Source organism: Micromonospora sp. CA-240977 (assembly GCF_050942285.1).
Taxonomy (GTDB): domain Bacteria; phylum Actinomycetota; class Actinomycetes; order Mycobacteriales; family Micromonosporaceae; genus Micromonospora.
The window spans coordinates 3,025,689-3,045,967 of sequence record NZ_CP192055.1 but is presented as its reverse complement, the minus strand read 5'-3'; the positions used below and the strand labels follow the sequence as shown (position 1 = coordinate 3,045,967).

Sequence of the window (20,279 nt, the reverse complement as noted above, 5' to 3'; positions counted from 1 at the left end):
GGGTCTCGCACAGCTGGTCGCTCGGCTCGGATCAGCGGCCGTACGCCTCCAGCAGGCGCAGCCAGACCTCGCTGACCGTCGGGTACGCGGGCACGGCGTGCCACAGCCGATCCAGTGGAACCTCGCCGACGATGGCGATCGTCGCGGCATGGATCAGTTCCGCGACGTCCGGACCGACGAGGGTCAAGCCGACGATCACCCGCCGGTCCTCGTCCACGACCATCCGGGCGTGTCCCTGGTAGCCGTCCGCGTGCAGCGCGGCCCCCGCGACGGCGGCCAGGTCGTAGTCGACGACCCGGATCCGCAGCCCGGCGGCCTCGCCGGCGGCCGCGGTCAGCCCCACCGACGCAACCTCCGGGTCGGTGAAGACGACCTGCGGCACGGCGCGCGCGTCGGCGGTGGCGACGTGCCGACCCCACGGGCGGTCGTCCACTGATTCGCCCCTGGCCCGCGCCACGATGACGTCGCCCACCGCGCGCGCCTGGTACTTGCCCTGGTGGGTCAGCAGCACACGCCGGTTGACGTCTCCGGCCGCGTACAGCCATCCGTCGTCGACCAACGCCCCGGCATCGTCGACCACCCGCAGGGTGTCGTCGACAGTGAGCCAGGCGCCCGGCCGCAGGCCGATCCGGTCGAGGCCGACGTCGTGCGTGTTCGGCGTGCGGCCGATCGCGACGAGGAGCTCGTCGGCGTCGATCTGCTCGCCGTCGGTGAGCGTGACGTGCACAGTGCCGTCGCCGTCACGGCTCACCGACCTGGCCTCGGTACCGAGACGGACCGACACGCCAGCGTCCCGCAGGGACTGCGTGACCCGCTCGCCGGCGAACGGCTCCGCCTGCGGGAGCACTCCGTTCCGCACGAGCACCGTCACCGCCGATCCGAGGCCCGCGTACGCGGTCGCCATCTCCGCGGCGACCACACCACCGCCGATGATGGCGAGCCGGCGGGGCACCTCGCTCGCTGCGGCTGCCGCACGGCTGGTCCACGGTGCCGCCTCACGCAGACCGTCGATGTCCGGCAGCAGGGCGCTGCTTCCGGTCGCGATGACGACAGCGTGTCGGGCGGTCAGCGAGGTGGTTGCGCCGTCCGCGCCGGTCACCTCGATGATCCGGTCGGCGCTGATCCGTCCCTGACCTCGATACAGCGCGATGCCCGCCGTGTTCAGCCAGGACACCTGTCCGTCGTCCTGCCAGTGCGAGGCGAGAGCGTCCCGGCGGCGCAGCACTGCCGCCGCGTCCAGCTCGCCGGTCACCGCCTCGCGCGCGCCGGGTAGCTGACGCGCCGCCCGGAGCGCGGTCTGGCTGCGCAGCAACGCCTTGGTCGGCATGCAGGCCCAGTACGAGCATTCACCACCCACCAGTTCCCGCTCGACGATCGCGGCGGTCAGGCCGCCCTGCACGACGCGGTCGGCGACGTTCTCCCCCACCGGCCCCGCGCCGATGACAACGACGTCGTAGGTGCCGTTCTCCACGTCAGTTCCCCTTTGCGGTGCGGCCGAGGCGGATGGCCGCGATGAGGAAGAAGATAGCGCCGGGGATGGCGTAGCCGATCGCGTTGGTCAGCGCCGGGTTGTCCGCGGAGGCCGCCGCGATGAACGACCCACCGGCGAGGACGGAGATGCCACCGCTGATGATCATCGGCCACTGGCCACCCATCCGGCGGCGGGTGACGCCGACGATCAGCTGAATCAGCCCGGCCACGACCGCCCAGGCGCCCCAGACGCGCAGGACCGCCGGGATGCCGGACGCGCCGGCGATGCCCAGTCCGACCGCGGCGAGCAGGCTGATCGCGATGTTCGCGTACAGCAGGGTGGGTGATCCGGTGGCCCGCGACGCGCGGACATCGACGATGGCGGCGGCCACGTCGACCAGCGGGTAGATCACGAGCAGCGTGGCGGTGAGGGGGTTGAGGTGCTTGGCGAGGGGGAACGTCACGGCAGCCCAGACGATCGCGAAGGCGAAGCGACCGAAGTAGAGCCGCCGTAGGGCAGCGGCCGTCGTGGAGATGCCGGGAACGGCAACGGTGGTCATGGTCAACCTTTCGGTGAAAGCGAACGGACGCCCAGCGGGGGGTGCGGGTCACGCCGGGACGGGACGGCGGTGCTACTCGATGTTGGTGAACAGCCCGGTGATCTCCACCTGGGCGCCCTGGAGCCCACCGAAGACGGCGCCGGCAGCGGGTGTCGCGACCGCGGCAGCGGCGTCCTCGTAGCTGGCGAAGTACAGGTCGAGGGTGCGATATGCGGGAGTGGGGGTGCCGTCCTCCTTCGGCCACACCTTGGCCGACTCGGCCCGCTGAAGCTTGGGGAACGTCTCGGCGGCCCGGCGTACGTCGGCGTAGATCCTCTCGAACTCGTCCGGGTTGGCGGGATTGCCGATGATCAAGGTGATCTTGGTGGGCATGCGCTCTCCTTCAGTCACCGCCGTCCCCCGGTCAGCGACAGGTGGAACGAACGTTCTGCCTATGGGAACCGTACCGACCCTGGCCCCCGCCGTCAAGACCGACCGTTCTATCCATCACTAGGCGACGGCGTGGGCTGCGGTGACGTGCGCCACCACGCGCACAAGAAGGGCCGAAAGCGGCATCGGCGCGCGGTCCGTGTCGGGCCGTCCGGTTCCGGGGCGGCCGGCCGCAGCGCGGCCCAGCAGGTGTCGGTCGAGGTGTACGACGAGCGCTGCGCGGAACCTACGCGCGACCGCGCGTCACGCCGCGGAGTCGCGATCTCCGGACGTGTCCGGAGATCGCGGGTCCAACGAGCACCGATGCCGGGGTGAACAGCAGGTGGAAGGCCATCTACGCCGGGGGCGGCGCCGTCGACTCCCGGATCCGCAGCGACGGGCTGATGACGATCCGGTGGGTGGGGCGGTCGGGGTCGACGAGCCGGTCGGCGACGAGACGCACGGCGGCCCGTCCGATCGAGCGTCGCGGCGGTCGGACCGCGGTCAGCGGCGGGCTGAAGAGCCCGGCGACCTCATCGTCGTACGCCACGATGGAGAGATCGCCCGGAACGGAGAGGTGCCGCTCCTCGCAGTGCTGCACCAGCGCGATGGCCTCGGCGTCGGCGTGCACCAGCAGCGCCGTCGTCCCGGTCGCCCGGCACCGGTCGAGGACGTCGTTGAGGACGGTGTCCCGCTCCGGTGACCGTGCGTCGGGCGCCACGGCCACCACCGTCGCGGCCGGGTCGAGGCCGCACTCGGTCGTCGCGTCCAGCCAGCCGCGCCGCACGTGCTGGCTGGTGGGGCTGTTGGCGTCGAGCACCAGGCCGACCTTGCGGTGTCCGAGCGAGGTGAGGTGGCGTACCGCCATTGCCGCGCCGAGGGCGTGGTCGGTGACCACCGACTCCATGACGGCGTGGTGGCTGCCCACGGTGGCGGTGCGTTCCAGCAGCACTACCGGCACGCCGATCTGGTCGAGCCACTCGATGGTGCGCTCGGCGCTCGGCGCGTCCATGCTCGGCGCGATGATGAGCGCGTCGACGCCCATCCGCCCCACCAGGCGGGCCAGTTGCGGTTGGTCGTCCTCGGTGTCGTAGGAGGAGCCGCGCAGGACCACTCGCATGTCGAGTTCGCGGGCGGCTGCCTCGACGCCGCGAGCCACGTCCGGCCAGTAGTAGTCCAACGAGGGCACGAGCATGCCGAGGGCGCGCCCGACCAGCGGATCCGGGCCGGCGGCCGGCGCCTCGTCCGCGGCTGGGGCGTCGTCCGGCAGGATCAGGGCGACGCCACCGTGGACGCGGCGAACCAACCCCTCGGCGGCCAACTCCGCGATGTCGCGTCGGATGGTGACCGGCGCGGCGCCCAGCACGTGGGACAGGTCGGAGATCCGCATCGAGCCGTCACGTTGCAGGGCTGCCAACAGTTGCTGGCGGCGGGCGACCTGAAGCGGCCCTCGGGAGCCCTCCGCCACGGCGACGACAGGACTGTCCTTGGTCATGGCGGACCTCCGGGAACGCTTCGTGCGGCGAAAGCTCTTGCCTGGTGTGGACGAACTCGCCGGCCGGGCCGACGGTGACGCCGATCGCGAGCCGGACCGGCCGGCCTCCCCGGTCGGTGACCGCGCCACGCCGCAGCCAGCGGGGCTGCGAAGCGGTCTGCGACGGTCATGGCTCCTCGGACCGATAGAGCGGCTGTGATCGATTGTGATCGTATCAGAGCACTTAGCGCGTCAGACCTGCAATGTGCTCTGTCTTGATCGGATGTGTCCACATCGGTTTGGAGAGAGCATTGACTTGCTCCGTTGTGAGCGTTTTACTTCGGAAACCCTGTGGATGTCTGTGCGTCACATTCCTGGGCCACGCCCCGCTCGCCACATTCCACGGAGACGGCTCGATGCGACAGGACCTCGGATGACGTTCGGGACGACCGGCTGGCCGGCACCGGGGACGGACTCGGATGCCACCGCCGCCGCGACCTGGCACCGGAATGACTGGTTGGCCCTCGCCGACCGGATGCTCGCCGCCGCCCGGCCGTTCGCGTCGCCCGGGCACGCCCTCGTCACCTTTCCCGGCACCGAGGGCGGTTACGGGCGGGCCATCGACGGCCTGGAGGGCTTCGCCCGGACCTTCCTGCTTGCCGGTTTCCGCATCGCGGGCGCCCAGGGAGTGGGCGTGGACGAACTCGTGGACCGGTACACGGCGGGCATCGCCGCCGGCACCGACCCGAGCTCTCCGGACCGCTGGGTGCGGTTGGACGAGCACCCCCAGGCCAAGGTGGAGGCCGCCTCCATCGCGCTGGTCCTGGACCTGACCCGCCCGTGGATCTGGGACCAGTTGCCGTCCCCGGTGCGAGAGCGGGTGGTGGACTACCTGCGCCCGGCGGTCGGCGACGACACCTACCCGCGGATCAACTGGGTCTGGTTCCGGCTTGTCGTCCAGACGTTCCTGCGTTCGGTGGGCGGGCCGCACTCGCTCGACGAGATGGCCGAGGACCTGCGCACACACGACAGCTTCGCCCGCGCGGACGGCTGGATGTCCGACGGGCCGCACCGCGCCTACGACCACTACGTGGGCTGGGCCCTGCACCTGTACCCGACGCTGTGGTCCCGAATGGCCGGTGCCGCGGACCTGGCCGAGCAGCGCCGCGCACGGGACCTGGCCGGCCTCGACCGCTTCCTGAGCGACGCGGTCGCGCTGGTGGGAGCCGACGGGTCACCGTTGATCCAGGGACGAAGCCTGATCTACCGCTTCGCGGCGGCGGCGCCCTTCTGGGTCGGGGCCGTCGCCGGCGTGTCCTCGGTCAGCCTCGGCCAGTTGCGCGGCGCGGCCACCCGCATCGTGCGCCACTTCCTCGCCAACGGCGCAGTGGACGACCGCGGTCTGCTCACCCTCGGCTGGCACGGGCCGTGGCCGCGACTGGCCCAGTCGTACTCCGGGCCGGGCTCGCCGTACTGGGCCAGCAAGGGCCTGCTCGGCATCGCGCTACCGGCCGACCATCCGATCTGGACGACGCCCGAGGAACCGCTGCCGATCGAGGAGCGGGACGCGGTACGGGCGATACACGCGCCAGGCTGGCTCGTCTCCGGCACCCGCGCCGACGGCATCGTCCGCGTCGTCAACCACGGCACCGACCACGCCGTCGAGGGTGCCACCATCGGAGATTCACCGCTCTACGCCCGGTTGGGCTACTCCACCGCCACCAGCCCCGTCCTCGACGACAGCGGCTGGGGCAGTCCGCTCGACCAGTCCGTCACTCTCGTCGACGACGCGGGTCGGGTGACCCACCGCGCCGGCATGCGCCCGCTGACAGTGCACGTCGACACCGACGGCGTGGGGGTGGCCGGATCACGGGCGCTCGTCCACTGGGTCGACCCGGATCCGGGTCAGCGCGATCACGGCGGTGGCCGCCTCGGCCGGTCCCGACCGGCCGGACACCTCACTGTGTACTCGCTGGTCCGTGGCCCCTGGGAGCTACGTCTGACCCGCGTTGACGACCTCGCCGACGGTGTCGAGGCGGCTGCGCTGCGGCTGCGGATCGGCGGCTGGGCCATTGCCGGGGACGCGACGGCGACCGTCGGCGACCGGACGGTGGCCGTGACCGGGGCCGGCCTGACCAGCAGGCTCGACAGCGTTCGCGGGGACGGAACGGCCGGTGCCACCGCCGTTCCGCACGGCGGGCCGCTGGCCGGCGGGCTGGTCGTGCCCTGGCTGGACCACCCCGTCCGGCCGGGCGACTGGGTCGCCGCCTTCATCGAGCTGTCCGCGGTCCCGGCAGCCGGGCAGGCAGGCCGGGTCGTGGCCGACGAGAACGCCGACGGCCTCCACCTGGCGGTCGACTGGCCTGACGGGATCAGCACGTCGACCCGTCTGGATACGGAGCATGCCGGGCCCGCCCGGGTGCCTGGTAGCAGTGCGGGCCCATCCGGGCCCCTTGACCTAAGGAGAAAGGGATGAAGCGTGCGATACCGGCCGTCATCAGCGCCGCGACGGCCCTGACGCTTGTTCTCGCCGGTTGCGGCGGCGGAGACGAGCCAGTCGACCCCAACGCCCCTGTGACGATCACCCTGGCCGGCTGGACCCTGTCGTCCACGCCCGAGTTCAAGACGCTCGCCGACGGCTTCAAGGCGACCCACCCGAACGTGACGGTGGAGCTCAAGGAGTACGCCCCGGGCAACGACTACGACACCCAGATGATCACGGATCTGGCCGCCGGCACCGCCCCGGACGTCTACGTCATGAAGAACCTCAAGAACTTCTACACGTACCAGAGCGGTGGTCAGCTGCTCGACGTCTCCGACGCCACCTCCGGTCTCGGCTCGAGCCCGGCGCTCGCGTCGTACCAGGTGGACGGCAAGGCGTACGCGGTGCCGTACCGACAGGACTCGTGGGTGTTGTTCTACAACAAGGACCTGTTCGCGAAGGCGAAGGTGGCCCCGCCGGACGGCAGTTGGACCTGGGACGACTACACCGACGCGGCGAAGCGGCTGCAGACGGGGCTGAAGGGGGCCGGCTCGAACGCGACGGGCGCGTACCAGCACACCTTCCAGTCGACAGTGCAGGGATTCGCGCTTGCGCAGACCCCCAACGCGGACCTGCTCTCCGGGAACTTCGGCTACCTGAAGCCGTACTACGAGCGGTCACTGGACCTGCAGGCGGCCGGCGCGCAGCCGACCTTCGGCACCGCGAAGACCAACAAACTCACCTACCAGGCGCAGTTCGGCAAGCAGCAGTCGGCGATGCTGCTGATGGGCACCTGGTACGTGGCCACGCTGCTCAACCAGCGACAGAGCGGTGACGCCGACAAGTTCCAGTGGGGGATCGCCCCGGCGCCGCAGTTCGACAAGTCCACCACCGGCACCTCCGCCACGCCTGTCACCTTCGGTGACCCGACCGGCCTGGGGATCAACCCGAAGATCAGCAAGTCCAAGACCGCCGCGGCCAAGGCCTTCCTCCAGTACGCGGCCGGTCCGGACGCCGGCAAGGCGCTGGCCGGGATCGGCATCACCCCAGCCCAGGTCACCGACGCAGTCACCGCGACGCTGTTCGGGCTGGACGGCGTACCGCAGGACGACCTGTCGAAGCTCGCCTACGCCAAGCACACCATCAAGCCGGAGAACCCGGTGTCGAAGCACACCGCCGGCCTGCAAAACCTCCTCAACGAGACGCACTCGGCGATCCTCTCCGACAGCAAGAGCGTCGACGCGGAGCTGAGCAAGGCGCAGACCCGCGCCAAGAACGAGGTCCTCAACCAGTGAGCTGATGGCGGGTCCGGCGCGCCTGAGCCGCACGCCGGTCCCCGCCACCAGGCCGAACGCTCCCGGAGACTCCCTATGGCAACATTGCCGCGCACGAGACCCAGGAACCGGCGGCTGGTGTCGCGCAACACTGTCGCCGGCTGGTCGTTCATCCTTCCCAACTTCGTCGGCTTCGCCGTGCTCACCCTGCTACCCGTCGCCGTGCTGTTCTACGTGGCCTTCACCAACTGGAACGTCTTCGGGGTGGCCGAGTGGACCGGTACCGCCAACTTCCGGCGGATGTGGGGCGACGCGAGCTTCTGGACCGCACTGCGCAACACCGTCTACTACACCGCCTTCCACATCCCGCTGACCCTCGCGGCGTCACTCGGGCTGGCGCTGCTGCTCAACCGCAAACTGCGCGGCGTACGGTTCTTCCGCACCGTCGCGTTCTTCCCCTACATCACCTCGATCGTGGCGATCGCGATCGTCTGGAACCAGTTGTTCAGCCCGGAGTACGGCCCGATCAACGCTCTCCTCGGTGCCGTCGGGGTGGACAACCCGCCGGGCTGGACCACGTCGTCGACCTGGTCGATGCCTGCGGTCATCATCGTCGGCACCTGGCGGTACATGGGCTACTACATGCTGCTGTTCCTGGCCGGCCTGCAGACCATCCCGGCCCAGCTCTACGAGGCGGCCGAGACCGACGGCGCCTCACCGTGGCAGCGGTTCGTGCACGTGACGGTCCCCGGGCTACGACACACCACCTTCTTCGTCACGGTGCTGCTCACCATCGAAAGTTTCAAGGTCTTCGACCTCATCCTCGTGATGACCGGCGGCGGACCGGGCCAGTCGACGCTCGTTCTCTCGCAGTACATCTTCCAGAAGGGCTTCGAGGAGAACCAGTTCGGCTACGCCTCGGCGGTCTCCATCGTCCTGTTCGCCATCTGCTTCAGCATCACGGTCATCCAGTTCATGGTCAACAAGCGGAGGAACAGCTGATGACCGCTACCGACCTCTCCCTGCCCCCACCGGCCGTCGCCGCGCCCGGCGACCGCAGGACACCCACCCGACGGGCCGGGTCCCGGGGCTGGCGGCTCGTCGGGTACGCCGCCCTCGTGCTCGCGGCGGCCGGACTGCTGCTGCCCTTCTACTGGATGGTGGTGGCGTCGTTGAAGACCAACAACGACGTCTTCACCATCCCGATCACCTGGCTGCCCGATCCCGTGGTGTGGCGAAACTACCTCGACATCTGGCAGCGCTCGGACCTGACGACGTGGTTGGGGAACACCCTGCTGCTGTCGGTGGCCGTCACCCTCCTGCAGGTGGTGACCGGCAGCTTCGCCGCGTACGGCTTCGCCCGGGTCCGCTTCCCCGGCCGCAACGCGCTCTTCCTGGCGTACGTCGGGACGATCGCGGTGCCCTGGCAGTCGTACATGATTCCGCAGTTCATCCTCATGTCGAAGTTGCAGTTGTCGAACACCCTGTGGTCGATCGTCGCCCTGCAGGCGTTCGGCGCGTTCGGTGTGTTCCTGATGAAGCAGTTCTACGAGACGATCCCCGAGGAACTCAGCGAATCGGCGCGGGTCGACGGGCTCAGCGAGTACGGCATCTACCGACGGATCATGCTGCCGTTGTCCCGACCAGCGCTCGCCAGCCTGGCCCTGCTGACGTTCGTGACCACCTGGAACGACTACCTCGGCCCGCTGATCTACCTGCGCAGTCCGGAGTTGCGCACCATTCAGCTTGGGCTGAACACCTTCATCTCCCAGTACAACGCCGAGTACGCGCTGATCATGACGGGCTCCGTGCTGTCCGTACTGCCCGTCGCCGTCATCTTCCTGCTCGGCCAGCGCCACTTCATCGAGGGCATCGCCACCACCGGACTGAAGGGTTGAGGCCCATGCGATCGCGGCACCACACCATCACCGCCGTCTTCGACGGGGTCTACGTCGCGCTCCTCACCAACCTGCTGCTGGTGCTCGGTTGCCTGCCACTCGTGACGCTCGCGTTCACCACCGACGCGGCGCGCTCCTGGCCGCTCTACACGCTGGCCGCCCCGCTCTGCGCACCCGGGCTCTGCGCGGTCTTCGCTGTCATGTCCGCCTACTCCGCCGGCGACTCCGACGGCGTGCTGCGCACCTACTGCCGCGCCTGGCGAGCCACTGCCCGGCCAGCGACGCTCTGGACGGGGGCAGCGATGGCTGCCCTGGTCGTGCTCGCCGTCGACGCCCGCGCCGCGTGGGGCCACCGGGTCGGGGCGCTCGCCCTGCCGGTGCTGACGACCCTGATCGTCCTCACCGTCGCGACAACGCTGCTGGGGTTGGTGACCGTCGCCGAGCGACCCGGCGCGCCGCTGCGCGAGGTGGCCCGCGCCAGCGTCTACCTGGCGGTGCGCCGGTGGTACCTCACTGCCACCTCCCTGCTCGTGCTCGCGCTGCTCGCCCAGATTCTGGCGGCCCGTCCCGCGATCGCGCTCGGCCTCTGCGCCGCGCCGCTGCTCTACGTCGTCTGGGCCAACAGCCGCTTCACCCTGCGCGCCGCCCTCGATCCACCGACGACCGCACCCCAGCGCACCTGAACACCACGTTCCGACCACCGCGCCGCGACGCCGATGACACCTGCCCGGCACCGGACCGGACCCACGAGGGAGAACAGCATCCATGACGGCGACCGACGTCCGTCCCAGCTCCGACCCAGAAGCCACGGCGGCCGCGGTGGCCGCCGCGATACGAACTGTCGACGCGAACATCGCCACGTTCGGCGACCGGTACCCCGCGGACACCACCGACGCCAACCGCTACCCGCTCCGGCCACCGACCGCCGGCCAGCCCGAGGGGGCCAACGTCGGCTGGACCACCAGTTTCTGGCCCGGCATGCTCTGGCTGGCACATGACCTGACCGGTGCCGACCGGCACCTGCGGGCCGCGCTGTCCCACGTGGACAGTTTCGCGGCCCGGGTGACCCACGGCATCGACCTGGACACCCACGACCTCGGGTTCCTCTACACCCTCGCCTGCGTCACCCCGGCCCGCCGTACCGGCGACCAGCGGGCCCGGGCTGCGGCTCTCGCCGCGGCCGACCACCTGCTGACCCGCGTGCTCGAACCCGCCGGGATCATCCAGGCCTGGGGCGACCTCAACGACCCGCGCCAACGCGGTCGCACCATCATCGACAGCCTCATGAACACGCCGCTGCTCTTCTGGGCCAGCCACACCACCGGCGACGACCGCTACGCCGCGGCGGCCCGCCGGCACACCGCTCAACTGCGCCAGCACATCCTGCGCCCGGACGGCACCACGTTCCACACCTTCTACTGGGATCCGGACAGCGGGGTGCCACTGCGGGGAGAGACCGAACAGGGCCACGCCGACAACTCCTGCTGGGCACGCGGGCAGGCCTGGGGTATCTACGGGTTCAGCCTCAACCACCGGCACATCGGCGACCCCGCGCTGCTGGTCGCCGCGAGGGCCTGCGCCGACCGTTTCCTCGCCCACCTGCCCGACGACCACGTCGCGTACTGGGACCTGGAGTTCGGCGACGGCAGCGGTCAGGAGCGGGACAGTTCGGCAGCGGCCATCGCCGCCTGTGGTCTCGCCGAACTCGCCGACAATCTCACCGACACGGCAAGCGCCGGCCGGTACCGGGCAGCCGCCGCCACGATCCTGCGCTCCCTCATCGACCACTACTCCACCGAAGGCCATCCGGTCTCGAACGCGCTGATCCTGCACGGCGTCTACGACAAGCCCAAGGGCGTCGGCGTCGACGAGGGCACCCTGTGGGGCGACTACTTCTACCTGGAAGCCCTCACCCGCGCCACCATCCCCGGCTGGACCAGCCCCTGGTGAACACCCGCGACCACCCGCACTGCCCCGCATCCGCGAAAGGTGAACATGGACTACCGCTACCACTGCTCGATTCCCGCCGCCGCCGGCCGGAACACGCTGCCCTTCAATCCCTGCCGGCTGCTGGACTTCACCCTGCTGCGGCTGTCGGCCGGCGAGTCCTGGACCGGTGAGTCCGGCGACCGGGAGATCCTTGCCGTCATCCTCGGCGGCACCGCCAACTTCACCGTCGCCGGCCACCACTTCCCGCAGGTCGGCGAGCGTCCGAACGTGTTCTCCGGCAAGCCGTACTCGGTCTATCTCCCGGCCGGCTCCTCGGTCACCGTCGAGGCCGTCACCGACGTGGAGGTCGCCCTCCCCAGCGCTCCCAGCGACCTGGCCACCGACCCCTACGTCATCGCGCCGGAGCAGGTCGCGGGCGGCCGCTGGGGAGCGGCCAACTTCGGCCGCAACTACCACCAGATCCTCACCGAGATCGCCCAACCGGACCTGCCCGCCCGCCGGCTCATCGTCGGCGAGACCTACACGCCATCGGGCAACTGGAGCACCTACCCGCCGCACCGGCACCGGGTCGACGACCTGCCCGCCGAGGCCGCACACGAGGAGATGTACTACTACCGCGTCGACCCGGCGGACGGGTTCGGTATCAGCCGGGTCTACACCGACGACGGGTACGAGGAGAACGTCACCATTCGCGAGCATGTGATGCAGATGATGCCCGAGGGCTACCACACAGTGGTCAGCGCACCCGGCTACACGACCTACTTCCTGTGGTTCCTGGCCGGCACCCAACGCACCCAGGGCGCCCGCGAAGACGCCGCCCTCGCCTGGGTGGGCCAGACCGTGCCGACCCTGCGCAGCCTGGGCCTGTAGCGCCGGTCCTTGGCGCCTTTCGCCTCGCCGGCCGGGGCGCGATGGTCACCAGTGGCAAGCTGGGATCGACAAGGCCATCGCGACCCGGCCGGCGGTAACCTCGCCCTACTGCGGAGCCGCCGGTCCGCCACGGCCGCGCGGTCAGGCCTCGGAGTCGCGATCCTCGGACGTGTCCGGTCCGATCGGTGAAACGGCAACCTCCGGTGGCGGTCGCCGCCGTCGCATCCCGTCGAGGAGCGTGACAAGGGCCAGCACTCCGGCCACCGCGCTCAACCCGACCATCGGCGCCCAGCGCGCCAACGCCGGCGTGATCAGCAGCAGGAGGGCCAGGCCGATGATCTGGGATCGGGAGACCTGACCGAAGATCTCCCACTCCAGCCGGATCCGGGCGACGAGGAACAGCATCGGACCGCCCACCACGAACAGCAGCCAACTGGGCCGCGGCGGTCCGAACGGTTCATCGATCACCAGCTCGTAGCCGACCGCGGCGACGAGCACGCTGAGCACGATCAGCAGATGGGTCCGTTCCGACGCCGCGCCGAGCCGAGCCGGCATACCCGCCCTGTCGAACGCCTCCGTCAGCAGCAGACCGGCGCGGTGGAAGTAGATCCGCCAGAGCAACGCGCTTGTGGAGAAGGCGACAGCGAAGGCGGCGGCCCGCTCGGCGGAGTAGTCCGCGCCGCCGAAGACCACCCCGATGACCAGGATCGACTCACCGAGCGCGATGAGAAACATCTGCTGGTAGCGGTCCGCGAGATGCTTCCCCGCGATCCGCCACCGACCCACCTTCGAGACGCCGAGCCACGGCAGCGGCCAGCCCAGGGTCCAGGCGATGTAGTCGACAGCGAGGGCGGCAACCCACAGCGGCAGACGAAGGTCGTCCGGACCCAACGCGCCAGCCAGCCACAGCGGCGCGCTCACCAGAGCCCACACGGCGAGCCGGAACGGCACCAGCCGTCGCGGATGGCCACGCAGCGCGGCCGCGACCACCAGCGGCCGCACCACCATCACCATCAGGTACGCGGCAGCGAACGGCAGTGCTCGCTCCTCCATGGCGCGGGGCAACGTCACCGCCATGATCAGACCGGCGAACATGGTGCCGACCACGACGGCCTGAATGACCGGCTGCTCCGGTTCGTAACGGCTGGTGATCCAGGCGGTGTGCGACCAGATCAACCAGAGCGCCAAGAAGAGCAGCAGGGTACGTCCGAACCCCGTGACGAGCGCCCAGCCGGTGTCGTCGCTCAAGCCGGCGAATCGTTGCGAGACCCGGCTGAGAGCCACGACGAAGGCCAGATCGAAGAACAGCTCCAGGAACGTCGCGCGGCCCGAACTGGTGGGAGGACGCAGCAGCTCGGCACCTCGCCCCGCTGTCATCGTCCGCCTCCGTCCGCCCTGGTGCACCAACGATCCGGCCGCCACCGGAGTTGCGTCAGCCGGCGACCCGCCGCAAAACGTTGCCCGGATGCTTCGGTCTGATCATCAGTCACTTCCACGACTGATGACGCTTGCCGACCGTGCGTATCCTGATGCCTACTCGCTGGAGGGTGGCATGGTCGACACGTACGCGCAGTTGCCGGACCTCGTCGAGGCCGCCGCCCGCGCCGGGGTGGCTCGGCTCGCCCCCGAGGAACCGTGCGCCCTGCGCCACCGCGATTCCGCGCCGGAGTGACCCACACCGACGGGCGGCCGCCGACTGTTCCGGCGACCCGCGGACCGGACCGGCCTCCCACTCCCCTGCTCTGGCTCTACCTGCAGGTCGTCGGGGTGGTGGGTGGCGTTGGTGTCGCGCTGGGCAGCATGTTCTTCTTCGGTCACCGTCCACTGGCGCAGCCCTACGCGCAGGCGATGGTCCGGTGCTCCAGGGCCTACGACGTCGACCCGAGTGTTCCCGCCGAGTTCGACGCCACCCGGACCATGCAGTTTCTGACCTGCATGTCCGACCCCGCCCGGGTACGTGGGCTGGTGATGCTCGCCGGCGGCGTCCTGCTGGTGGCCGGGCTTGCCCTGACCATGGCACTGACCCCGGTTGTCGATCGGTGGCGACTGCGCCGCCACCGACTCCCGGACCGCATCGCCGGCGCCGAGCAGCGGTTCGCCGAGCTCTGCGATCGGCACGGGCTGCACGGTCGGCACCGGCCCGAACTGGTAGTGGCGGGACCGTCGGTGCGGCAGGCGTTCACCACCGTCCGGCCCGGCGGCCGGCCACTTGTGGTGCTGCCGGCCGCGGTGGCGGTGGCTTACCGCGATCCGGCGCGGTTCGACCCGGTTGTCCACCACGAGTTGGCGCATGTGCGAGGTCGGGACGTCCGGTGGGTCTCCGCCGTGCGTGGTCTGCTGTGGCTGGTCGTACCGGCGGTGGTGGTGGCCAGTGTGTCCGAGATCCGCAGGGTGGGGCTGACCGAGATCCCGGTCGTCGCGGTCGGTCAGGCGCTGGTGCTGGTGCTGCTGAGCGCCCTGCTGCGGGCGCTGGTGTTGCGACTGCGCGAGCACGAGGCGGATCAGCAGGTCGACCGGACCGGCGACGCCCCCGCGCTGGTCCGGCTCCTGGAGGCTGCTGCCGCAACCCGACCGCACCGTCCCGGGCGGCTGCGCCACCTGTTCGCCCGGCACCCGACGCCGCAGCGGCGGGTCGCCGCCCTGCGCGGCGGGCAGCCGGTGTCGGTTGATGGTCCGATGCAGGCCGCGGTGACCGGAGCGGTGACGGCGATCGTCGCGGGGGCGGCGGCCCAGGCGACGAACACGTTGGCCCTCGACCGGGATCTCTCCCTGTTACCGGCCAGCCTGGTTGGTGTGCTGCTCGGGTTCGGGCTGACGCCCGCGCTGCGTCGCAGGGCACGCACCGCTGCACCGTGGCGACGTTGGCTCCCCGTCGTCGCCGCCGCTGCCGGTCTCGCCGTGGGCGGCTTCATCTTTCCCACCGGGACGACCGGTGGGAGGGCGTCGTTCCCGACCGGCACCGCCAACCTGGGCATCAATCTGCGGTTCGCGCTCCTTGTCGCACTGGCCGGCGTGGTCGCCGTCACCGCCTGCACCGTGCTGGGCGGGCTGGCGGCCCGCTGGGGTCCGGACCGGTTCACGCCGCTCCGGAAGGGGTTCACCTATCTGGCGGCCTCCGCGACCGTCACGGCGGTCTACTGGCCGTTACCGTTCCTCGCCAGCGGCCTGGAACGGCCGGCGCCGACACGTGCCTGGCTGGTCTACGCGCTTCCCGACGCGCCGTGGCCGTGGCTGGGCCTGGCCCTGCCGACGGCGGTCGTGGCCCTGATCGGCTGGCGTCGGCTCGCCACCCGCGCCGTCCTGTCCGTCGTGGCGGTGACCGGGTTGATCGGTGCGAGCATCGCCTCGGCACAGTCGCTCCGGAACCCACCGGCCACGCTGGACGCCGCGCTCTCGCTCCTTCAGCAACGAGAGTGGATCTGTGCCCTGGCCGGGTGGGCGGCACTCGTGGTGCTCGCCGTCGGACGCGGTGACGCCGGTGTGGGGAGGGCCCTTGTCGCCGGGGCGGGTGTCGCGGCGCTGACCGGCACGTCCCAGTTCGTGCACCAGTTGATTACCGGTCGTACCGCGGATGCGACAGTGCTTCGGCTGTACGTCGGTGTGCCGGTGATCTGGTGGCTCTACCTCGCGGTGCTCACGATCCCCGTCCTGGTCGGGCTCTCCGCTCTCGCCGAACGTCTCGGACAACGACCTGGCCGGCTCGGATGGCCAACCGGCCGGACCGGCAGCCGACCTCGGGCGTGGCCGGCGGTGGGTCCGGTCGCGGCAGCGCTCCTGGTCGGGGGCGCCGCGGTCATCGGCCTGCCCGGCGGGCCGGTCCTGCTGCCGACCGGGGCGCCGGCGACCACCGCGCCGGCGGTCGTGGAGGTGCCGTCACCGACCACCGTCGGGCCGAGCGCCACGCCGGGTACCCGGAGCGATGCTGAGCCTGGCCGCCTGCTGACCGTCGCGGAGGCGGGCGCCGCCGCCGACGCGGTCCGGCCGGCACTGCCGGCGTTCTGGAAGCCGCAGCAGCGGCAGGACAACCCGGACTCCGACACCGTCGTCGAACCGGCGGCCTGCCAGGAGTTGGCCCGCGACGACTATCTGCGCCGAATCGAGTCCGACGAACGGGTGGACGAGAGTCGCGAATTCGCCACCAGGAAGGTGCCGAACAGCATCAGGCAGTCGACCCTCGACGTGACAGTCACCTCGTACGCCCACCCCGTACCCGACACCCTCCTCGACGAGGCCGAGGCCGCGCGCGCCGCGTGCCACCGGTTCACCGCCACCGCCCGCGGCGGCTCACCGGTGCGGTTCACAGTGAGCGCCCCTGCGGCTCCCCAGGTGGGAGAGGAGTCCTGGCGGGTGCGGTACGACTTCGCGGTCGGCAGTGGTTCGAGCAGGATCACCGGTACGACCCTGTTCGGCCTGGTCCGGATCGGTCACAACCTGGTGATGGTGCAACTGACCGCCGTCGCGGAGCCGCTGGACGAGGCGGTGTTCGAAGCGGCGGTCTCGTCGACAGTGACGGCCCTCGCCCGCTAGTCGGTGGCCGCCCCGACCCAGCCGGGCGCCGCACGAGTCGATAGGGGGCAGGTGGATGTCGACGTCGTCGACCCGAGCCGAGCACGGCGGTCTCCCCGTACCTCTCGGCGCGTCGCCGTTGCGGTCACCAGGGCTGGGCGCCGGCGTCGCTGAAGTAGCCGCCGTTCGGGCCGTCGGCGGGCAGCGTCGCCAGACGCACGATGATCCGGGCGCCCTCGGCGGGGGTCCGCGAACTGCCGTGGTGGGTGAGGTCGGTGGCGACGTGACCGGGTGACGCCGAGTTGATTCTGATCTGCTCGTAGCCGGCGGTGCGCTGAAACGCCTGCGCGTAACGCACCGTGATCATGTTCAGCGCCGCCTTCGACGAGGAGTACGGCAGGATGTGCTCCGCCGTGACGTCCAGGCTCGAAGCCGAGTCCCTTCTTCGCGCCGGTCACCAGCGCGATGGTGGTGCTGGTCATGAGTCCGCCTTCTCGTCGGTTGGTGTGCGCACGACGGCGAAACCGGTAGTGGTCCGGACGGTGAAACCTACTGCGAGATACAGCCGGAGCGCGTCGGCCTTGCTCGCCGAAACGTGCAGGAACGCCGCTTCGCCGCGGCGACGGATCTCGGCGACGTGCGCCCTGACCAGGCGGCTGGCCAGTCCTTGGCCGCGATACGCCGGATCGGTGCAGACGGTGCTGATCTCGGTCCAGCCGGGCACCCGCATCCGCTGTCCGGCCATCGCGACGAGGGCGCCGTTCCGGCGGATCCCCAGATGCCTGCCCAGTTCGGTCGCCCGCGGCGTGAACGGCCCCGGTTCGGTACGGGCCACCAGGTCGAGCATCTCCGGCACGTCGTCGGTGGTGAGGGTCACGGCCTCGGCGTCGTCGGCGGCCTCGGCGGCCGCGTCGATCAGTTGCAGCCCGTCCCCCCGCCCCAGGGTCTCCCAACCGTCCGGCACCGCGAGGCCCACGCCCGCGACGGTCACCGGGGTTCCCGCTCCGACCAGGTCCCGCAGGTCGGCCCAGGCTCGATCGTCGGCCCAGTCGGATACGGCGGCCAGCGGCGCGAACCCCGCCCGGTAGCGGGCCGCCCGACCGAGGGTCTCGGCGACGTCCGCCTGGGGACCGGTCAGGGCAGACCAGGCCAGATTGTCCGGTATGTCCGCTGCGGCCATCGCCGTCATCCTCCCTGCTCAGCGTGTTGTCCAACGGACAACCTTGTCCGGCGGACAACGGTACCTCGGGTCTGCGAGGCTTGTGGCGCGGGGCCGGGGCGGCAGCGGAACCCGTACAGTTCATCGCCGGGGTGGGGGCAGCTGAGCCGAGGGGGTGGCGGTGAGCACCACACGGGGCGAGGTCGTTTCGGCCGCCCTTCAGGTCCTCGACGAGCGTGGGCTGGACGGGCTCACCATGCGCGCCGTCGCCGAGCGGCTCGGGGTGCAGCACAACACCGTACGGTGGCACGCCGCCAGCAAGGGCCGCCTGCTCGAGCTGGCCTCCGACGAGATGCTCGCGCACTGCGCCGACGAGCCGCTGCCGCAGGCCTGGGACGAGCGGATCCGGACACTGAGCCAGCGGCTGCGCGACGCGCTGCTCGGGCACCGCGACGGTGCCCGAATGATCACCATCGCCTGCGGTCCGGACCCGCACTCGCTTCGCTACGCCGAGGCAGTGGTGTCGACCTTGACCGAGGCTGGCTTCGACGGCCGTACCGCCTCCTGGGCACACTGGACGATCTTCTATCTCATCCTCGGCATCACCCAGGAGCAGCAGGTGGCGAGAGACTCCACCGCCATCACCGCCGAACAGGTGCCGGCCGGTCGGTATCCGGCGCTGGCGGCCACGCTGTCCCACGTCGGCCCCGGAGATTTCGACGAGCGCTTCGCGTTCGGCCTCGGCCTGATCCTCGACTCCCTTCGCACGCGCCTGGCCACGCGGACCGGAGGGCTCTGACCGCATCGGACTGCCACGCCGCTACGGCCTGGCTCCGGACCGGGTGGACCGTTGCTTCGACAGATCACCTGCGGCAGCATGATTACGATGATCGATCGCCTGGGCTGGGTGGACCGCTACGTCGCCGGCAGAGAAGACTGGGTATGGCACGAGCTGCGGCAGCTCGGCAGCCGCGTCCGTGAGCCAGCCTTCGCCCCGGAGGCGCAGGCGGTGTGCGACGAGATGGCCCGGCGAGCCCGGAGCAACATCGAAACACTTGTCGCGCGCCTGCGCGAGCAGGGCTACCGATTCCACCGCAACGACGACAACCAGACTCCGACAGAGCCCCACACGCCACCCGGCCCCGGGGCGGAAGAGCACCTGCACTGGCTGGAGCAGCGTCTCGGGCCGGTCCCGATGGTGTTGTCGTCGTGGATCCGGATCGTGGGCGACGTGTGGCTTGTGGGCACGCACCCGCAGTGGCCCAACTCGGCAGCGGCTGACCCGCTCGTGCTGGAGTTGGCGGGTTCCCGGTACCCGGACAGCGACATCCGCGGGTACTTCGCGGACGAGTTCGAGGCGTGGCAGGAAGACCAGGACACACCATTCCTCCTGCCCGTCGCGCCCGACCAGTGCCACAAGGACAACGTCAGCGGCGGCGGCGCCTACGGTGTCGTCCTTCCAGACGCATCCGCCGACGCGCACTTCGTCGGCGAGGCCGGCATGCCCCTGGTGTCGTACCTGAACTGGGCCTTTCGGCACGGCGGTTTCCCCGCGATCACGGGGGACGAGGCACAGTGGCAGGTCATCCACCAGCTCAATGAGGACCTCCACCGGCTCTGACGGACGAGCGTATCCGCGACGGTGGTGGCGGCCAGCTCGCGTCGTACGGCCTCGTCGAGACGGCCGAAGACCTGACGCAGAGCCGGCTGGGTCAGTCCTCGTCGGCCTTTTTCTTGTCGCGGTCCAGGGCCAGGTCGAGCGCGAGGACGCTGCCGATGATGAGCAGCGGGTCGACACCGGCGGTGACCTGCACGGCGTAGGTGTCCCGGATCGTCAGCCACCGCTTGGAGACCGCGGCCACCTCGGTGCCGTCGCGTTCGATCACGTACTCGTGATCGAGCAGGTCACCCTTCATCTCCAGGTCGTTGGGCCCCGGCACGTCGATTGTGAACTTGTCGCGGAACGGCGTGAGCAGCTTCTTGCGGACCTCTGCGGCCTTCTCACCGCCGATCCGGATCTCGTACGTCGGACGCAGCGCCACCAGGTGCCGGTGCAGCGTGGCGACCTCGTGGCCGGAGGCGTCCTCGATGACGACCTTGTTGCGGACGCTGAGCACCTTGCCGTCGACGTGGAAGACCTTGGTGCCGTGCTCGTCGAGCACGTCGAAGTCGTCGCCGATCGAGAAGAACCGTTCCCTGATGACAAACATGATTCGATTCTCCCCCAA

Annotated in this window: 18 protein-coding genes; 10 read left to right on the top strand and 8 right to left on the bottom strand. The window is 70.5% G+C overall.

Translation table 11 applies throughout. The annotated features are described in order from the left end of the window. Nucleotides 1-31: 31 nt before the first annotated feature. From ACQPWW_RS14010 to ACQPWW_RS13995, 4 genes are all read right to left on the bottom strand, one after another. Nucleotides 32-1,471, bottom strand: coding sequence for a dihydrolipoyl dehydrogenase family protein (locus ACQPWW_RS14010; RefSeq protein ID WP_433132755.1), 1,440 nt, complete (start codon nt 1,469-1,471; stop codon nt 32-34). 1 nt (nt 1,472) lies between these two features. Then, complete coding sequence (locus ACQPWW_RS14005) at nt 1,473-2,030, bottom strand: hypothetical protein (protein ID WP_433132753.1); 558 nt, start codon at nt 2,028-2,030, stop codon at nt 1,473-1,475. A gap of 72 nt (nt 2,031-2,102) precedes the next feature. Beyond that, the gene (locus ACQPWW_RS14000; RefSeq protein WP_433132751.1) at nt 2,103-2,402 is read right to left on the bottom strand and encodes a hypothetical protein; all 300 of its coding nucleotides are present in this window, start codon (nt 2,400-2,402) and stop codon (nt 2,103-2,105) included. A gap of 391 nt (nt 2,403-2,793) precedes the next feature. After that, on the bottom strand, nt 2,794-3,933 hold the full coding sequence (locus ACQPWW_RS13995; protein ID WP_433132749.1) for a substrate-binding domain-containing protein: 1,140 nt from the start codon (nt 3,931-3,933) through the stop codon (nt 2,794-2,796). 412 nt (nt 3,934-4,345) lie between these two features. Here ACQPWW_RS13995 and ACQPWW_RS13990 point away from each other — a divergent pair, with 412 nt between their 5' ends. From ACQPWW_RS13990 to iolB, 7 genes are all read left to right on the top strand, one after another. Continuing rightward, entirely contained in the window at nt 4,346-6,388 is a 2,043-nt protein-coding gene (locus ACQPWW_RS13990) for a DUF2264 domain-containing protein (RefSeq protein ID WP_433132747.1), read from the top strand. Beyond that, on the top strand, nt 6,385-7,689 hold the full coding sequence (locus tag ACQPWW_RS13985; RefSeq protein WP_433132745.1) for an ABC transporter substrate-binding protein: 1,305 nt from the start codon (nt 6,385-6,387) through the stop codon (nt 7,687-7,689). Before ACQPWW_RS13990 ends, ACQPWW_RS13985 begins: the two co-directional genes overlap by 4 nt. Before the next feature lie 117 nt (nt 7,690-7,806). Beyond that, nucleotides 7,807-8,670, top strand: a complete 864-nt coding sequence (locus tag ACQPWW_RS13980) for a carbohydrate ABC transporter permease (protein ID WP_433132743.1) — start codon at nt 7,807-7,809, stop codon at nt 8,668-8,670. Next, nucleotides 8,670-9,566, top strand: coding sequence for a carbohydrate ABC transporter permease (locus tag ACQPWW_RS13975; protein WP_433132741.1), 897 nt, complete (start codon nt 8,670-8,672; stop codon nt 9,564-9,566). The genes ACQPWW_RS13980 and ACQPWW_RS13975 overlap by 1 nt, the downstream gene beginning before the upstream one ends. Nucleotides 9,567-9,571: 5 nt before the next feature. Continuing rightward, the gene (locus tag ACQPWW_RS13970; protein ID WP_433132739.1) at nt 9,572-10,249 is read left to right on the top strand and encodes a hypothetical protein; all 678 of its coding nucleotides are present in this window, start codon (nt 9,572-9,574) and stop codon (nt 10,247-10,249) included. 82 nt (nt 10,250-10,331) lie between these two features. Next, nucleotides 10,332-11,516: a glycoside hydrolase family 88 protein gene (locus ACQPWW_RS13965; RefSeq protein ID WP_433132737.1), complete on the top strand. Its 1,185-nt coding sequence runs from the start codon at nt 10,332-10,334 to the stop codon at nt 11,514-11,516. A 45-nt stretch (nt 11,517-11,561) separates the two neighbouring features. Then, complete coding sequence (iolB, locus tag ACQPWW_RS13960; protein WP_433132735.1) at nt 11,562-12,386, top strand: 5-deoxy-glucuronate isomerase; 825 nt, start codon at nt 11,562-11,564, stop codon at nt 12,384-12,386. Between the two features lie 141 nt (nt 12,387-12,527). Here the strand turns inward: iolB and ACQPWW_RS13955 are convergent, their stop codons facing one another. Next, nucleotides 12,528-13,763: a low temperature requirement protein A gene (locus ACQPWW_RS13955; RefSeq protein WP_433132733.1), complete on the bottom strand. Its 1,236-nt coding sequence runs from the start codon at nt 13,761-13,763 to the stop codon at nt 12,528-12,530. A gap of 291 nt (nt 13,764-14,054) precedes the next feature. On the opposite strand from ACQPWW_RS13955, the gene ACQPWW_RS13950 reads away from it, so the two are divergent. Further along, entirely contained in the window at nt 14,055-16,913 is a 2,859-nt protein-coding gene (locus ACQPWW_RS13950) for a M48 family metalloprotease (protein WP_433132731.1), read from the top strand. Between the two features lie 124 nt (nt 16,914-17,037). On the opposite strand, the gene ACQPWW_RS13945 is transcribed toward ACQPWW_RS13950, so the two are convergent. Both ACQPWW_RS13945 and ACQPWW_RS13940 read right to left on the bottom strand, forming a co-directional pair. Continuing rightward, the gene (locus tag ACQPWW_RS13945; protein ID WP_433132729.1) at nt 17,038-17,259 is read right to left on the bottom strand and encodes a hypothetical protein; all 222 of its coding nucleotides are present in this window, start codon (nt 17,257-17,259) and stop codon (nt 17,038-17,040) included. A 111-nt stretch (nt 17,260-17,370) separates the two neighbouring features. Next, nucleotides 17,371-18,072 carry a GNAT family N-acetyltransferase gene (locus tag ACQPWW_RS13940; protein ID WP_433132727.1) on the bottom strand — a complete coding sequence of 234 codons (702 nt, stop codon included), beginning with the start codon at nt 18,070-18,072 and terminating at the stop codon, nt 17,371-17,373. A gap of 160 nt (nt 18,073-18,232) precedes the next feature. Between ACQPWW_RS13940 and ACQPWW_RS13935 the strand changes: the two genes are divergently transcribed. Next, nucleotides 18,233-18,850: a TetR/AcrR family transcriptional regulator C-terminal domain-containing protein gene (locus tag ACQPWW_RS13935; RefSeq protein WP_433132725.1), complete on the top strand. Its 618-nt coding sequence runs from the start codon at nt 18,233-18,235 to the stop codon at nt 18,848-18,850. Between the two features lie 87 nt (nt 18,851-18,937). Continuing rightward, nucleotides 18,938-19,672, top strand: a complete 735-nt coding sequence (locus ACQPWW_RS13930; protein ID WP_433132723.1) for a hypothetical protein — start codon at nt 18,938-18,940, stop codon at nt 19,670-19,672. Between the two features lie 91 nt (nt 19,673-19,763). On the opposite strand, the gene ACQPWW_RS13925 is transcribed toward ACQPWW_RS13930, so the two are convergent. After that, nucleotides 19,764-20,261: an LURP-one-related/scramblase family protein gene (locus tag ACQPWW_RS13925; protein ID WP_433132721.1), complete on the bottom strand. Its 498-nt coding sequence runs from the start codon at nt 20,259-20,261 to the stop codon at nt 19,764-19,766. Nucleotides 20,262-20,279: the final 18 nt, after the last annotated feature.

Coding starts and splice junctions, on each gene's coding strand:
- ACQPWW_RS14005 (WP_433132753.1), bottom strand. CDS start 2,030: ATGACCACCGTTGCCGTTCCCGGCATCTCCACGACGGCCGCTGCCCTA.
- ACQPWW_RS14000 (WP_433132751.1), bottom strand. CDS start 2,402: ATGCCCACCAAGATCACCTTGATCATCGGCAATCCCGCCAACCCGGAC.
- ACQPWW_RS13995 (WP_433132749.1), bottom strand. CDS start 3,933: ATGACCAAGGACAGTCCTGTCGTCGCCGTGGCGGAGGGCTCCCGAGGG.
- ACQPWW_RS13990 (WP_433132747.1), top strand. CDS start 4,346: ATGACGTTCGGGACGACCGGCTGGCCGGCACCGGGGACGGACTCGGAT.
- ACQPWW_RS13985 (WP_433132745.1), top strand. CDS start 6,385: ATGAAGCGTGCGATACCGGCCGTCATCAGCGCCGCGACGGCCCTGACG.
- ACQPWW_RS13975 (WP_433132741.1), top strand. CDS start 8,670: ATGACCGCTACCGACCTCTCCCTGCCCCCACCGGCCGTCGCCGCGCCC.
- ACQPWW_RS13970 (WP_433132739.1), top strand. CDS start 9,572: ATGCGATCGCGGCACCACACCATCACCGCCGTCTTCGACGGGGTCTAC.
- ACQPWW_RS13965 (WP_433132737.1), top strand. CDS start 10,332: ATGACGGCGACCGACGTCCGTCCCAGCTCCGACCCAGAAGCCACGGCG.
- iolB (WP_433132735.1), top strand. CDS start 11,562: ATGGACTACCGCTACCACTGCTCGATTCCCGCCGCCGCCGGCCGGAAC.
- ACQPWW_RS13955 (WP_433132733.1), bottom strand. CDS start 13,763: ATGACAGCGGGGCGAGGTGCCGAGCTGCTGCGTCCTCCCACCAGTTCG.
- ACQPWW_RS13945 (WP_433132729.1), bottom strand. CDS start 17,259: ATGATCACGGTGCGTTACGCGCAGGCGTTTCAGCGCACCGCCGGCTAC.
- ACQPWW_RS13940 (WP_433132727.1), bottom strand. CDS start 18,072: ATGGCCGCAGCGGACATACCGGACAATCTGGCCTGGTCTGCCCTGACC.
- ACQPWW_RS13930 (WP_433132723.1), top strand. CDS start 18,938: ATGATCGATCGCCTGGGCTGGGTGGACCGCTACGTCGCCGGCAGAGAA.
- ACQPWW_RS13925 (WP_433132721.1), bottom strand. CDS start 20,261: ATGTTTGTCATCAGGGAACGGTTCTTCTCGATCGGCGACGACTTCGAC.